The following is a 14,165-nucleotide window of genomic DNA, read 5'->3' on the forward strand; positions in this document are numbered from 1 at the left end:
AGCCGCACACCATCTCCCGGCTTCTCGGCAGCCCGCCCGGCTACGTCGGTTACGGCGAGGAAGGCCGGCTGGTCAAGGCGCTGAAGGAGCACCCGTACTCGGTCCTCCTCTTCGACGAGGCGGAGAAGGCGCACCCCGACATCTTCAACGCCTTCCTGCAGATGATGGCGGAGGGGCGGATCACGGGAGCCAACGGGCATACCGCCGACGCCTCCCATGCCTTCCTGATCTTCACCTCCAACGTGGGGAGCGAGGAGCTGGCGCGGGAGACCATCGGGTTCCGCGGCGACCGGGCGCAGGCGGAGCTCGACCGCCAGGAGCGGGCGATGCGGGCGCTGCGCCGCTCCTTCCGGCCGGAGTTCCTCGGCCGCCTGGATGCCATCGTCGTCTTCCACGACCTCGGGCCCGAGGAGTACCGGAGGGTGGCCGAGAAGTTCGTCCGGCGCCTGAGCGAGCGGCTCGCCGAGCGCTACCCGGGCCTCCGGCTCGAGGTGACCCCGGAGGCGGTGGAGAAGCTGGTCCAGCTGGGAACGGCGCCCGAGACCGGTGCCCGCCAGATGGGGCGCGTGGTGGAGCGCGAGATCACGGACCAGCTGGTGGACGTGGACGCCTGGATCAGCCAGGGCCGGCTGCAGCCGCCCGCCACCCTGACGGTCGACCTCCCCGGGGAGGGCGAGAGCGCGCCGGAGGGGGCGCACGTGGTGATCCGCGGGCCGCAGGGGTTGCTGACGCGGCCGAAGGTGCGGGCCTGAGCGGGGGCCTAGCCCGCGGCGCCGGGGCCCCGGGTCCTCCGACCCGGGGCCCCGGCGTGCGGCGGCGGCTTGGGGCTTGGCGGCGGCCTCAGGAGTCGCCGGGGAAGCGGCGGAAGAGGAGGCTGACGTTCTGGCCGCCCAGGCCGAAGGCGTTGGCCAGGGCGGCGCGCGCGGCGCTCTCCAGCGGGCGCCCGGCCACCACGGACAGGTCGCACTCGGGATCGGGCTGCTCGTAGTTGGCGGTGGGCGGCACCAGGCCGCGCGCCAGGCTCAGGACGGTGAAGACCGCCTCCACGGCGCCCGCGGCGCAGGCGGCGTGGCCCATGGCCCCCTTGAACGAGGTGACCGGCAGCCGCCGGGCGTGGCGGCCGAAGACGGCGTGGATGGCGCGGCTCTCGGCGACGTCGTTGAGCGGCGTGGAGGTGCCGTGCGCCTTGACGAAGCCGACCTCCTCCGGATCGGTGCCGGCGTCGGCCAGGGCGCGGCGCATGGCCAGCGCCTGCCCGTCGGGATCGGGGGCCGTGTCGTCGGTGGCGTCGAAGGACCAGCCCGCACCGGCCAGCTCGGCCAGGACGGGCGCGCCCCGTCGCCGCGCGTGCTCCTCGTTCTCCAGGACCAGGATCCCCGCGCCTTCCGCCAGGACGAAGCCGTCGCGGCGAGCGTCAAAGGGGCGGGAGGCCCGCTCGGGCTCCTCGTTCCTCCGGCTGAGCGCACCGAGGCGGGCCAGCGCCGCGATGGCCAGGGGCGCGACGGTGGTGTCCGAGCCGCCGGCCAGCATCACCTGCGCGTGTCCCAGCCGGATCAGGTTGAAGGCCTGGCCGACGGCGTCGGCGCCGCTGGCGCAGGCCGAGTTGACAGTCGTGTTGGGGCCGCGCAGACCCAGCTCGAGGCCGATGCGAGCGGCGGCCATGTGCGCCCCCACCTTGGGGACCAGCAGGGGGTCGACGCCGTGCGCACCCCGTTCTTCGAGCCGGCGCTCCTGCACGCCGGTCTCCCAGATGCCGCCCGAGGTGGCGATCGCGACGCCGGTCTCGTCGGGAGCCGGATCGAGGCCGGCCGAGGCCAGCGCCTGGCGCGCCGCGGCCAGCGCCAGCTGGGCGAAGCGCCCCGTGCGCCGCGCGGTCCGCCGATCCATGTAGAGCAGGGGGTCGAAACCCTTCACCTCGCCGGCGAAGCGCACCGGCAGCGCGGAGGCGTCGAAGGAGGTGATGGGCGCCACCCCGGATCGCCCGTGAAGAAGGGCCTGCCAGCTGCTTTCCACGTCCAGCCCGAGGCTGGTCAAAGCCCCCAGACCGGTGACCACCACCCGGGGAAACCGGGTGCGCGTGTCGCCCGTCTCGCTCAAGACCGCCACCCTCCTCGCGCCGGCTCACCTTCGGCCGAGGCTGCACCGCCCCCTTCCTACCGCCAGGTAGAAACGACGGGCCCCCGGGCGGTTCCTCCGGGAGGCCCGGCCGGTTCAGCCGGAGAGACGCCGGCGCATGTGGAGGAGCAGTTCGCGATGCTTCAGCTCATCCTGCCGGATCGACCAGAGGATGTCGGCGTCGGCCGCCTCCCGCACCATCCGTGCCATCTGGCCGTACATGCGCGCGGCCGCCTCTTCGTCACGGATCGCCTCGTCCAGCATCGCTTCCAGACCGCCGCCGGGCGGTACCCTGGCCCCCTGTGCCCCCACCTGCTGCTGGGGAGCGGCAGGGACGCGGGAGCGACTCGTCTCGTGGCGTGGCAAGAGCCATCATCTCCCCTTTCCGGCCCGCACCGGGGTTCGGGCCTCCCTTGCAGGCTATGAGGGAGGCGCCCGGCATGTCCCCGCGGGCCGCCGCGCGGCGCCTCCGGGTCGAAGCGTCGCGAGAAGGCGCGGGGCGCGCGGGGGAAGCTTGGCCGGAGTCGACAGGCACCCGGCCGTGCAGCGGCTAGAATGGCCGGCGCGCACTTGCCGAGGGGCAGGGAGGGGATGCCATGCGAGAGCGGTGGACGAGCCTGCCGGACGTCGCCCGGCGGGCCACCCCTTGGCTGGCCGCCGCCTCGACCGCCCTCTACGCCCGGGCGGCGCTTCTCGGCTCGCTCGGCGGCTTCGGTGCCGGCTGGTACGCGCTCCTGCTCGGCCGCGGCGCCACCCCGGCCGTCCGCCTGCTGGCGCTGGTCGCCGGCGCGGCGGGCGGCTTCAGCGCCGGCGGGCCCAGGGGCGCCGTCGGCTTCCTCGCGGGGTCGGCGGTTCTGGAACTGCTCTGGCTCCCCTGGAGCCGGCGGGGCAGGGGCCGTGCCGGGGCTGCCGCGGTCGCCGCGCTGGCCGCCAGCGCCGTCATGCTCGCGGGCCGCGACGCCCGCTGGCTGCTGGCTGTCTCGCTGCCCTCGGCCGCTCTGGGCGGCTCGCTGGTCTTCCTGGGCGAGCGGGCGCTGGTCCGGCGGGAGGCGATCGAACGCTGGACCGACCTCCTCCCGGTCGCCTTCCTGGCGGGTGCGGCCGCCGCCGGACTGCGCGGCCTGGCGCTGGGACCCGTGGCGCTGCAGCCGGTACCCATGGCCCTGGCCGTCCTCTCGCTGGGGACGCGAGCCGGGGCGGGCGCCGGCGCCGCGGCGGGGGCGGTGGCGGGGACGCTCCTGGCCTTGAGCGCGGGCGAGCCGGTCGCGGCCGCCTCCCTGGCGCTGGGGGGCTACCTGGCCGGCGCGGCGGCGCGCCTGGGGCGCGGCGCCGCGGCCCTGGGCATGGCCGCCGGGGCGGCCGCGGTGATCCTCGCCTACGGCGGGGCGCCCATGGCCGGCGCCGGCGTGCCGGAGGCGTTGACGGGGTCGCTCCTCCTGGGGGAGGCGGGGGGTGCGCTTCTCTTCCTGGTGCTGCCCGCCCGCTGGCTCGACTGGATCGCGGCGAGCCTGCCACGGCCTGGCGATCCCGGTCCGGGGACGACGCGGCGCCTGGCGCAGCTCTCGCTCCTCCTGGAGGACGTGGCCCGGCGGGTGGAGATGCCGGTGGGGCGGCCGAAACCGGCGGGCCCGCCGGAGATGGAGGAGCTGATCGGGCAGGTGACGGGCGGCCCCTGCCAGGGTTGCCCGGCCTTCCAGGAGTGCTGGGAGCGCCGCCTGGTGCGGCGCCGGCGCGAGCTGTCGGACCTGGCCGCGCTTCTCGAAGAGGCCGGCGAGGAAGCGGCGCTGCCGGAGGCCTGGCGGCCGCCGCGCTGTCTCCGGCCGCCGGCCGTGCGTGCGGCGGTGGAGCGATGGCTGGCGCGCCGGCGGGGCGAGCACGTGGCGGCGAGACGGCTGGAGCAGGGTCGCTTCCTCCTGGCCAGCCAGATCACCGGTGTGGCCAAGGTGGTGGGAGCCCTGGCCGAGGAGGCGGCAGCCGCGGTGGAGACCAGGGCCTGGACGGCGGCGGAGCCGGTCCTGGGCTGCGCCATCGGCGCGGCCAGCTGGCCGGCCCGGGAGGGCGCGCCCAGCGGCGACCGGCACGCGGCTCAATCGCTGGAAGGCGACCGGATCGCCCTCCTCCTCAGCGACGGCATGGGCAGCGGGCTGGCGGCGGCCCGCGAGGGAGAGGCGGTGCTCGAGCTGCTGGGGCGGCTCCTGGCCGCTCACTTCCCGCCGGCGGTGGCGGTGGAGACCGCCAGCGCCCTCTTCACCCTGCGCACCCCGCGGGAGAGCGTGGCCGCTTTGGACCTGGTCCTCCTCGACCTGCGCCGCGCCCGCCTGGAGTCCATCAAGGCCGGTGCGCCGCCGAGCTTCCTGCTGCGGGGAGGCGACGTGGAGGTGCTGGTCCAGCAGGGGCCGCCCCTGGGCGCGCCGGATTTCCCGCGCCCCACGCCGCTGGAACGCCCGCTCGAAGCGGGCGACCTGCTGATTGTGGCGACGGACGGCCTCCTCTCCGCCCTCGGCGTGGGGGCAGAGGGCGTGACCCGCCTCCGGCAGCTCCTTCGCCGCCCGCTGCCCCGGGAGCCCCAGGAGGCGGCCGACCGCCTGCTGGCGCTGGCGCTGGCGGCCTGCGGCGGGGAGCCGAAGGACGACATGACGGTGGTGACCGTCCGCCTCCTGCCCGAGTGCTGAACGCACGGCCCCGCCGGGACGGGGCGGCCTCCCGGCCGTCCCGTCTATACTCGACCCGGGGGATCGACCGTGGAAGCTTCCGGCGAGAAGCAGACGGTGGACGGCTTCCGCCGCCGGCTGGCCGAGGAAGCCTTGGCCCGTCACCTCTTCGGCCCGCACCAGCGCGTGCTGGTGGCGCTCTCGGGCGGCCCGGACTCCTCGGCGCTGCTGGACGCGCTGGCGGCGGTCCGGGAGATCTGGCCGCTCCGGCTCCACGCGCTCTACGTCGACCACGGCCTCCGACCGCAGGCGCCCGAGGAGGCCCGCTTCTGCGCCGAACTCGCCGCCGCCCGCCGCGTCCCCCTGGAGGTCCGGAGAGTGGACGTCCCCTCCCTGGCCAGCCGCCCCGGCTGGTCGGTCGAGAGCGCCGGTCGCCATCTCCGCCTCCGCGCCCTGGAGGAAGAGGCGCTCCGCCTGGGAGCCGAGCGGGTGGCCCTCGGCCACCAGGCGGACGACCGGGTGGAGACGGTGCTGATGCGCCTCCTCCGCGGCTCGGGCCGGCGGGGCCTGGCGGCGATGGCCTGGGTGCGACCGCCCTTCGTCCGGCCGCTCCTCGCCTTCCGCCGCGAGGAGACCCGCGCGTACTGCCAGGCGGCGGGTATCCGGCCGCGGGAGGACGCGAGCAACGCCGACCCCGCCTTCTTCCGGAACCGCCTCCGCCTCCGGCTCCTGCCGGAGATGGAACGATACGCGCCCGGCCTCCGCCGCCGCCTCTGGAACCTGGCGGAACTCCTCACCGACGAGGAAGCCTGGCTCGACGAGCTGACCCGCGCGCTCCTCCCGGAGGTGCGGCTTCCGGACGGCAGCCTGGACCGGCGCCGTTTCCGGCACCTGCCCCCGGCCGCCCAGCGGCGGCTCCTCCGCCTGCTGGCCGGCTCGCCTCCCCGGCAGCTGGACTTCCTCAGGGTGGAGGCGGCGCGCCGGGCGGTCCTCCGCGGCCGCGGACGCGAGGAGCTCGGCGCCGGCTGGGTGCTGGCGGCGGGAGGGAGGTCGGCACGGCTCCGCCGGAGGGACGGGGCGGCCCCGGCGGGCCGGGAGCGAAGCCCGGAGCAGGGCGTGACGACGCCGCCCGAGGCGACGGCCTGGACGCTGCCGCTCTCCGCCGTCCTGCTCTGGCGTGGGGCCGACGGCCGCTACTGGCGCTTCCGCCTGGAAGGGCCGGCGCCGCGCCCCGGGGAACCGGGCGCCCACTGGCAGCCGCTCTGGCTCGACGGCCGGCGGCTGACCGAAGGTGGCCTGGCCGTGCGCCCCGCCCGGCCGGGCGATCGCTGGCAGCCCTCCGGCCTCGGGCTGCCGGTCCGGCTCGACCGGGCGCTCCGGCGGCGGCTGGCGCCCGCTTCGCGCGCACGCTGGCCCGTGCTACTCTACCGGGGCCGGCCGGTCTGGAGCCCCGGGCTGCTGCCCGACGCCCGCATCCTGGCCCCGTCTGGCGCCATGGGCTGGGCGCTCCGGATCGAAGGCCCGGTTGCGCAGCTCTAGGGCACGGATCGAGCAGATGCCTATGATAGAATCAACTCGCATCTGGCCGCGACCCGCGGTAGCGGGCCGAGCGGGGAGCCGTGGGGGAGCAGCCGGGTCGTGACCGGCACCGGCTCCCCGTTTCTGCTAGGAGGGCGAGGATGAATTCGAATCGGGCGATCCGCAGCCTGGCCTTCTACGTGCTGCTGGTGCTCCTGGTGGTCACCATGTTCCAGCTCTTTTCCCACACGGAGACCAAGCAGCCGGAGGCGGTGAGCTATAACCGGTTCCTCACCTGGGTCGAGCAGGGTCAGGTGAGCAGCGCCCAGATCCAGACCGACGGCAGGCTGCTGGGCAAACTGAAGGACAAGACCGAGTTCACCACCACGGTGCCGCCGGACTCCATCAACGACATCAGCCGCCAGCTGGCCTCCAAGGGAGCCAACGTGGACATCCAGCCGCCGACCCAGCCGCCTTGGTGGACCGGCCTGCTCACCACGCTGCTGCCCATCGTGATCATCGTCGGCTTCTTCATGTACATGATGCAGTCCTCGCAGGGCGGCGGGAACCGGGTGATGCAGTTCGGCCGCAGCCGCGCGAGGATGAACGTGGACGACCCCAAGCACCGGGTCACCTTCGCGGACGTGGCGGGGGTCGAAGAGGCCAAGGAGGAGCTGGCGGAGATCGTCGACTTCCTCAAGCACCCCAAGCGGTATGCGGCGCTGGGCGCGCGCATCCCCAAGGGCGTGCTGCTGGTGGGCGCGCCGGGCACCGGCAAGACGCTCCTGGCCCGCGCGGTGGCCGGCGAGGCCGGAGTGCCCTTCTTCAGCATCAGCGGCTCCGATTTCGTCGAGATGTTCGTCGGCGTCGGCGCGGCCCGCGTCCGCGACCTCTTCGAACAGGCCAAGAAGAACGCTCCCTGCATCGTCTTCATCGACGAGATCGACGCCGTCGGCCGCCAGCGCGGGGCCGGCCTGGGCGGCGGGCACGACGAGCGGGAGCAGACGCTCAACCAGCTGCTGGTCGAGATGGACGGCTTCGGTCCCCACGAGGGGATCATCGTCATGGCGGCCACCAACCGGCCGGACGTGCTCGACCCCGCGCTGCTGCGCCCGGGCCGCTTCGACCGCCAGGTGGTGCTGGAGCGGCCGGACCTGAACGGCCGTCACGCCATCCTGCAGGTGCACGCCCGGAACAAGCCGCTGAGCCAGGACGTGGACCTGAAGGTGCTGGCGCGCCGGACGCCGGGCTTCACCGGCGCCGACCTGGAGAACGTCCTCAACGAGGCGGCGCTCCTGGCCGCGCGCCAGCAGAAGAAGAGGATCGAGATGGCCGACGTCGAGGCCGCCATCGACAAGGTGATGGCCGGCGGGCCGGAGCGGAAGGGCCGGATCATGAGCGAGGAGGAGAAGACCCGGGTGGCCTACCACGAGGGCGGGCACGCGCTGGTGGGCAAGCTCCTCCTTCACACCGACCCGGTCTACAAGGTCTCCATCATCTCGCGCGGCGCCGCGCTGGGCTACACGCTCTCGCTGCCGGAACAGGACCGCTACCTCACCTCGCGGGAGGAGATCCTCGACCGGATCACGGCGCTCCTGGGCGGGCGGGCCGCGGAGGAGGTGGTCTTCGGCGACGTCACCACCGGCGCCGCCGACGACCTGGAGAAGGCGACGAAGATGGCGCGCCAGATGATCACCGAGTTCGGCATGAGCGAGGAGCTGGGGCCGCTCACCTTCGGGAACAAGGCCTCGAGCCCCTTCCTGGGTCGCGAGCTGACCCGGGAGCGGGACTACTCCGAGCAGGTGGCGGCGGCCATCGACAGCGAGGTCAACCGGATCGTCACCACCCGCTACGAGACGGCCAAGGAGCTGATCCGGCAGCACCGCGACCGCCTGGACACGCTGGCCCACCGCCTTCTCGAGAGGGAGACGCTGGAGGGCGACGAGCTCCAGGCCATCCTGGAGGGCCGCATCCTGGACGCGCCGGAGGAAGCGCCCGTGCCCGCGCGCCGCGCCGCCGCCTCCGACGTCTCCCGCTCCAACGAGCAGGCCGGCGGCCGGGAGGAGGGCCGGCACGGCCTGATCAACCCCGGGCTGCCACTGCCGCCGCGGCCCAACCCGGAGGCGCCATCGGGCGCGATCTGAGGTGCCAGATCGAGCCAGCGGGTGCGAAGAGGGTGATGAGCCCTGAGAACGGCCGGGAGAGTGACCCGGCCGTTCTTTTTGACTTGGCATCGACCTGCGCGCGATAGATAATCAAGGCAAAAGCGCCTAATGTCTGAATAGTACCCCGCCTGGGCGCTCGAGATCGACGGGAGGTGACGATGCTTGGGTGGAGGTGGGCGTCACAGGAAGGTGGCGCTGGTGCCACTCGCTCTGGCGGCGGCGGCGCTGCTGGGTGGATGTGGGACCTATCCGCAGTCGGACTTCAACGCGGTCGGCCCGGTCTCCCAGCTGCAGCGGTCGGCGCTGGTGGAGGACATGCGCTTCCTGGGCGTCATCGGCATCATCGTGATCGGCTTGGTGGTCTACGCAGCGCTCCGGTTCCGTCACCGCCCCGGCCAGGAGGAGACCCCGGCGCAGATCGAGGGCAACCCCAGGCTGGAGATCGCCTGGTGGGTGGTGATCGCCCTGGGTCTCGTCTTCCTGGTGGTGCCGCCGCTCCGGGACGAGTTCGTCCTGGCCGGCGCGCCGAAAGGCCCTGGCGTCGTCCACGTCAAGGTGATCGGCCACCAGTGGTGGTGGGAGTTCCAGTACCCCGACTACAAGTTCGTGACCGCGAACGAGATGCACATCCCCGTGGGCGCGAAGGTGGACCTCGAGGTCACCTCGGTCGACGTCATCCACAGCTTCTGGGCACCCAACATCGCCGGAACGCTGGACGCCATCCCAGGCCGCATCAACAGCGAGTGGATCCAGGCCGACAAGCCCGGCGTCTACTGGGGCCAGTGCAAGGAGTTCTGCGGGCTGAACCACGCCAACATGCGACTCCGGGTGGTGGCGGAGTCACCGGAGGACTTTCAGAAGTGGGTGGAGTCGCATCAGCATCCGGTCGGCGTCTCGCAGCTGACGGGAGAGGCGCTGGCAGGCTGGCAGGTTTTCGACGGTCCCGGCACCTGCAAGAACTGCCACACCATCGACGGCACCGACGCCAAAGGGGTGATCGGGCCGAACCTGACCGGCATCGGCAGCCGCGTCGGTATCGGAGCGATGACCCTGGTCCCCAACGATACGGCCAACCTGGTCCGGTGGCTGCACGACCCCCAGTCGGTGAAGCCGGGCAACGACATGATCATCCCGAAGTTGAGCGACCAGCAGATCCGGGAGCTCGTCGCCTTCCTGCAGTCGCAGAAGACGTATGAGAGCCCCCAGGTGAAGGCTGCGCTGGAGAACCCGCTGGCCCCGTGATCGCGGAGCAGGCGAGGGGCAGCGCGGTCTGTCTCCGGCGTTGAGGGAGGCCAGACCATCACCTCGAGGGGAGTGAGGAGAGAGATGGCCACGGCGGAACGGGCGCTTCGCCTGCCCGAGGTGCGGAGGGCGGAGGAGCGCGGTTTTCTGAGCTGGCTGATGACGGTCGATCACAAGCGGATCGGGATTCTCTACCTGGTCACCTCGGCCGTCATGTTCGGGGCCGGGGGCGTCGAGGCGCTCCTGATGCGCACCCAGCTGATCCGGCCCGACAACACGGTCCTGGGCCCGAAGGCCTTCGATCAGATCCTGACCATGCACGGGACGACCATGATCTTCCTGGCGGTCATCCCGATGGCGGCGGCGTTCTTCAACTACTTCATGCCGATCCTGATCGGCGCTCGCGACGTCGCCTTCCCCCGCTTGAACGCGCTCAGCTACTGGCTCTACCTGGCGGGCGCCATCGTCCTCTATTCCAGCTGGTTCCTGGGCGGGGCTCCCGACGCGGGCTGGTTCAACTACGTGCCGCTCTCGGACGCCTTCTCCGGTCCCGGCGAGAACTTCTACATCCTGGGGCTGCTCCTGACCGGCTTCTCCTCCATCGTCTCGGCGGTCAATTTCATCACGACGATCCTCAATATGCGCGCGCCGGGCATGTCGCTGCTGCGCATGCCCATCTTCGCCTGGGGCGCCTTCCTCTGGTCGGCGCTCCTCCTCTTCTCGGCGCCTCCCTTCAGCGTCGCGCTGATCCTGCTCCTGCTCGACCGCATCGCCGGAACCGCCTTCTTCGTCCCGGCCCTGGGCGGCAACGCCCTCATGTGGCAGCACCTCTTCTGGATCATGGGCCACCCGGAGGTCTACATCCTGGCGGTGCCGGCCTGGGCCATCATCTCGGAGATCCTGCCGACGTTCGCGCGGAAGCCGCTCTTCGGCTACCGGGGCGCCGTGGTGGCGCTGATCGCGATCTCGGCGCTCTCCTTCACGGTCTGGTCGCACCACATGTTCGCGACCGGCATGGGCCCGGTCGTCAACGACGCCTTCATGGTGACGACCAAGCTGATCTCCCTGCCGACGGGCGCCCTCGTCTTCGTCTGGCTGATGACGCTGTGGGGAGGGCGGATCCGGTACACGACGGCCATGCTGTATGCCGTCGGCTTCCTCCCGCTCTTCATCTTCGGCGGTCTGACCGGCCTGATGCTGGCGACGGCCCCGGCGGACCTGCAGCTGACCGACACCTATTTCGTGATCGGCCACTTCCACTACATCGCCATCGGCGGCGTCCTCTTCAGCATGCTGGCGGCGGTCTACTACTGGCTGCCCAAGATGACCGGGAGGCTGCTGGACGAGCGGCTGGGGAAGTGGGGCTTCTGGCTGACCTTCGTCGGGTTCAACCTGACCTTCTTCCCCATGCACCTGAGCGGGCTCTTCGGCATGCCGCGCCGGATCTACACCTACTCGCCCCTGCTCGGGGTCGACCTCTACAACCTGCTGTCCAGCATCGGCGCCTACGTCCTCGCCGTCGGCCTGCTGGTCACCGTCGCCAACGTCGTCTGGAGCCTGCGCTCAGGGAGACTGGCCGGGGCGGATCCCTGGGACGCGCGCACCCTGGAGTGGGCGACGCCCTCCCCGGTTCCCGCCTACAACTTCCGCGTCATCCCGCTGGTGCGCAGCCGCGACCCGCTCTGGTACGAGAAGCACGCGGCCGACGGCGACGGCCGGATGCGTGCGGGCGACGAGGCGGCGGCGGCGATCCACATGCCCGGGCTGACTTACCTGCCGGCGCTCCTGGCGCTGGGCCTGATGGTGGCCGCCTATGGCATCTACTTCAAACTCGCCTGGCTGGCCGCGCTGGGCGCGCTGGTCGGCTTCTACTCGATCTTCCGGCAGATGTTCGAGGCGGACAGGGGCTACCTCCTCGAACCGAGGGGTGACAGCGAATGAGCAGCCGCCCGCTGGAGGCGCTGCAGGAGGAAGAGGAGCGCGAGGCGGCCCTTCACGCGGAGAACGTCCGCCTGGGCTTCTGGGTCTGGCTCTCCTCGGAGGCGGTCTTCTTCGCCTCGCTGATCGGCGTCTACGTGGCGCTGGAGGGGAGGAGCATCTCGGGGCCGACTCCCGCGGACGTCTTCGACCTGCCCATGACCACCCTGGCCACGCTCGACCTGCTGGTCTCCAGCCTGACCATGGTGCTCGGCGTCGTCTCCATGTGGAGGAAGGACCTGCGTGCGGTCAAGCTCTGGCTGGCGGTGACGGCAGTGCTGGGCCTGGTCTTCCTCGGGTTCCAGGCCAGCGAGTACTCCAGCTTCATGCGCGACGGGCTCCTCTTCAACACCAACGTCTTCTCGGCCAGCTTCTACACCCTGACCGGCTTCCACGGGGCGCACGTGGCCTTCGGCGTCGCCTGGATCGTCGGGCTCCTGATCAGCGCCTTCCGGGGCCACCTCCGCCCGGAGGAGGCGCACAAGCTCGAGGTGGCCGGTCTCTACTGGCACTTCGTCGACGTGGTCTGGATCGTCATCTTCACCGTGGTCTACGTGCTGGGCACCGCAGCCTAGGAGGCGAGGCGGCATGAGTGCAAGGTCCGAGGCAACCGGACGGCGGGCCGAGAACGAGCATCCCATCGGCGCCTATGTGATCAGCACGGTGGTGGCCGCACTCCTCACCGTGGCGGCGGTGGTCCTGGCCTACGCGCACGTCGCCATCGGGCTGCTGGCTCCGCTCCTGCTGGCGATGGCGCTGGTCCAGATCTTCCTGCAGATCTACTACCTGATGCACTTGAACCGGTCACCGCGCGCCTATCAGGTCATCTTCGGCATCGGCGTGGCGCTGGCCGTTCTGATCGGCGTAGCCCTGGGCGTCCTCGACCGGATCCCCTGACCGGCGCGGCCAAGGGTGTCGGAACGGGTCCGGGGCGCGTGGAGGGGCCCGGGGCGACCACCCGGGCCCCGTCCCCGGGCCGGGGAGAGCCGGTCCCGTGACAGGTGGGGACGGGAGGCGGCAACGATGAAGCACGAGCCGGGTTCGGTGGCGGCAGAGACCTACCTCGCCGGGGCGGGGGCGACCTCGCTGGAGCGGGGCAAGGCCCGTCCGCGGGAGGGCTTCCTGGCGAGGGCGTCGGACTACGTGGCGCTGACCAAGCCGGGTATCGTCCTGCTGCTGGTCCTGACGGCCTACGCGGCCATGCTGGTGGCGACGAGAGGTCTGCCTTCGCCCTGGAGGGTGCTCTGGACGCTGCTGGGGCTGGCGCTGTCTGCCGGCGGCGCCAACGCGGTCAACATGTGGTACGACGCCGACATCGACAGGGTGATGAGCCGCACGCGCCAGCGGCCGATCCCGGCCGGGCGGATGCGTCGCGAGCAGGCGCTGGGCTTCGGCCTGGCGCTGGGGGCGCTGGCCTTCACCCTCATGGCCTGGCAGGTGGGATGGCTGGCGGCGGGGCTGACACTGGCCGGCTACCTGTACTACGTCCTCATCTACACCATGTGGCTGAAGCGGCGGACGCCCGAGAACATCGTCATCGGCGGGGGCGCGGGCGCCTTCCCGCCGCTGGTGGGCTGGGCGGCGGTCACCGGATCGATCAGCCCGGCCGCCGTGCTCATGTTCCTGATCATCTTCCTGTGGACGCCGCCGCACTTCTGGTCGCTCTCGCTCTACAGGCAGGAGGACTACCGCCGCGCCCGGATCCCCATGATGCCGGTGGCCAGGGGGGAGCGGCGGACGAAGCTGGAGAGCTTCCTCTACACGCTGGCACTCCTGGTGGCCTCCCTGGCCATGGGCTGGACCGGGGTCGCAGGCCCGCTCTACATGGTGGTGGCGGCCGCCCTGGGCGCGGGGTTCCTGGTGCTCCAGGGACTGCTCTGGCGCGAGCGCGACCCGGCGGCGCCCTGGGCCAGGCGCACGTTCCGCTACTCGCTCCTCTACCTGACCCTTCTCTTCACGGCGCTGGTCGTCAGCCACGTGATGCGCGTATGAACGGCTTCGGCGCGTGGGGGGCGCCGCTTCTCAGCGAGCTGCTGATGATCGGCAGTGCGGTCTCGCTGGCCCTGGGCTGGCGGCGGATCCGCCAGGGGCGGGTGGAGCAGCACCGGGGGCTGATGCTGACCGCCGCGACGCTGGGAGCCGCCTTCTTCGTCAGTTACGTCCTGCGTACGCTGCTCGTGGGCGACACCACCTTCGGAGGACCCGAGAGCCTCCGGCTGCCCTACCTCGCCTTCCTCCAGGCGCACACGGTGCTGGCCACCCTGGCGGGGATCCTGGGCATCGTCACCCTGCGGCGCGCGCTCAGGGCGGAGTTCGACCGCCACCGGCGGATCGCCCCCTGGACCGCCGGCATGTGGCTGGTCGCGGCGGCCACCGGGCTGGTGGTCTACCTGATGCTCTACGTCGTCTACCCGCCGGGCCCGACGACCCATATTCTGAAGGCGATTCTTGGCCACTGACCGGGCCGGGCGCCCCGCAGGGATGCCCTGCGGGGCGC

Annotated in this window: 12 protein-coding genes; 10 read left to right on the forward strand and 2 right to left on the reverse strand. The window is 72.3% G+C overall.

Annotated elements, in window-relative coordinates:
* The coding region (locus QJR14_01640; GenBank protein ID MDI3316323.1) for an AAA family ATPase at positions 1 to 752 on the forward strand (752 nt) is incomplete at its 5' end.
* An 88-nt stretch (positions 753 to 840) separates the two neighbouring features.
* Here QJR14_01640 and QJR14_01645 read toward each other — a convergent pair.
* Complete coding sequence (locus QJR14_01645; protein MDI3316324.1) at positions 841 to 2,097, reverse strand: beta-ketoacyl-ACP synthase II; 1,257 nt, start codon at positions 2,095 to 2,097, stop codon at positions 841 to 843.
* A 114-nt stretch (positions 2,098 to 2,211) separates the two neighbouring features.
* Entirely contained in the window at positions 2,212 to 2,481 is a 270-nt protein-coding gene (locus QJR14_01650) for a ferritin-like domain-containing protein (protein ID MDI3316325.1), read from the reverse strand.
* Positions 2,482 to 2,711: 230 nt separating this feature from the next.
* Here QJR14_01650 and QJR14_01655 point away from each other — a divergent pair, with 230 nt between their 5' ends.
* The 9 genes from QJR14_01655 (at position 2,712) to QJR14_01695 (ending at position 14,127) form a co-directional block, all read left to right on the forward strand.
* Positions 2,712 to 4,787, forward strand: coding sequence for a SpoIIE family protein phosphatase (locus QJR14_01655; protein MDI3316326.1), 2,076 nt, complete (start codon positions 2,712 to 2,714; stop codon positions 4,785 to 4,787).
* Between the two features lie 69 nt (positions 4,788 to 4,856).
* Positions 4,857 to 6,305, forward strand: a complete 1,449-nt coding sequence (gene tilS / locus QJR14_01660; GenBank protein MDI3316327.1) for a tRNA lysidine(34) synthetase TilS — start codon at positions 4,857 to 4,859, stop codon at positions 6,303 to 6,305.
* A 140-nt stretch (positions 6,306 to 6,445) separates the two neighbouring features.
* Complete coding sequence (gene ftsH, locus QJR14_01665) at positions 6,446 to 8,428, forward strand: ATP-dependent zinc metalloprotease FtsH (GenBank protein MDI3316328.1); 1,983 nt, start codon at positions 6,446 to 6,448, stop codon at positions 8,426 to 8,428.
* 210 nt (positions 8,429 to 8,638) lie between these two features.
* A complete protein-coding gene (coxB, locus tag QJR14_01670) occupies positions 8,639 to 9,691 on the forward strand; it encodes a cytochrome c oxidase subunit II (GenBank protein MDI3316329.1) in 1,053 nt (350 codons plus the stop codon).
* A gap of 84 nt (positions 9,692 to 9,775) precedes the next feature.
* Positions 9,776 to 11,632 carry a cytochrome c oxidase subunit I gene (gene ctaD / locus QJR14_01675; protein MDI3316330.1) on the forward strand — a complete coding sequence of 619 codons (1,857 nt, stop codon included), beginning with the start codon at positions 9,776 to 9,778 and terminating at the stop codon, positions 11,630 to 11,632.
* On the forward strand, positions 11,629 to 12,243 hold the full coding sequence (locus tag QJR14_01680) for a cytochrome c oxidase subunit 3 (GenBank protein ID MDI3316331.1): 615 nt from the start codon (positions 11,629 to 11,631) through the stop codon (positions 12,241 to 12,243). The genes ctaD and QJR14_01680 overlap by 4 nt, the downstream gene beginning before the upstream one ends.
* A gap of 13 nt (positions 12,244 to 12,256) precedes the next feature.
* The gene (locus QJR14_01685; protein ID MDI3316332.1) at positions 12,257 to 12,565 is read left to right on the forward strand and encodes a cytochrome C oxidase subunit IV family protein; all 309 of its coding nucleotides are present in this window, start codon (positions 12,257 to 12,259) and stop codon (positions 12,563 to 12,565) included.
* Positions 12,566 to 12,691: 126 nt separating this feature from the next.
* Positions 12,692 to 13,660, forward strand: coding sequence for a heme o synthase (locus QJR14_01690; protein MDI3316333.1), 969 nt, complete (start codon positions 12,692 to 12,694; stop codon positions 13,658 to 13,660).
* Positions 13,657 to 14,127 carry a DUF420 domain-containing protein gene (locus QJR14_01695; protein ID MDI3316334.1) on the forward strand — a complete coding sequence of 157 codons (471 nt, stop codon included), beginning with the start codon at positions 13,657 to 13,659 and terminating at the stop codon, positions 14,125 to 14,127. Before QJR14_01690 ends, QJR14_01695 begins: the two co-directional genes overlap by 4 nt.
* The last annotated feature ends 38 nt before the right edge of the window (positions 14,128 to 14,165 follow it).

It is taken from the genome of Bacillota bacterium, assembly GCA_029961055.1.
Lineage (GTDB): Bacteria > Bacillota > Sulfobacillia > JAIMAT01 > JAIMAT01 > JAIMAT01.

What these genes read in the sequence shown, in the direction of transcription:
- ftsH (MDI3316328.1), top strand. Translation starts at nt 6,446, where the DNA reads ATGAATTCGAATCGGGCGATCCGCAGCCTGGCCTTCTACGTGCTGCTG.
- QJR14_01695 (MDI3316334.1), top strand. Translation starts at nt 13,657, where the DNA reads ATGAACGGCTTCGGCGCGTGGGGGGCGCCGCTTCTCAGCGAGCTGCTG.
- QJR14_01655 (MDI3316326.1), top strand. Translation starts at nt 2,712, where the DNA reads ATGCGAGAGCGGTGGACGAGCCTGCCGGACGTCGCCCGGCGGGCCACC.
- QJR14_01680 (MDI3316331.1), top strand. Translation starts at nt 11,629, where the DNA reads ATGAGCAGCCGCCCGCTGGAGGCGCTGCAGGAGGAAGAGGAGCGCGAG.
- QJR14_01685 (MDI3316332.1), top strand. Translation starts at nt 12,257, where the DNA reads ATGAGTGCAAGGTCCGAGGCAACCGGACGGCGGGCCGAGAACGAGCAT.
- QJR14_01690 (MDI3316333.1), top strand. Translation starts at nt 12,692, where the DNA reads ATGAAGCACGAGCCGGGTTCGGTGGCGGCAGAGACCTACCTCGCCGGG.
- ctaD (MDI3316330.1), top strand. Translation starts at nt 9,776, where the DNA reads ATGGCCACGGCGGAACGGGCGCTTCGCCTGCCCGAGGTGCGGAGGGCG.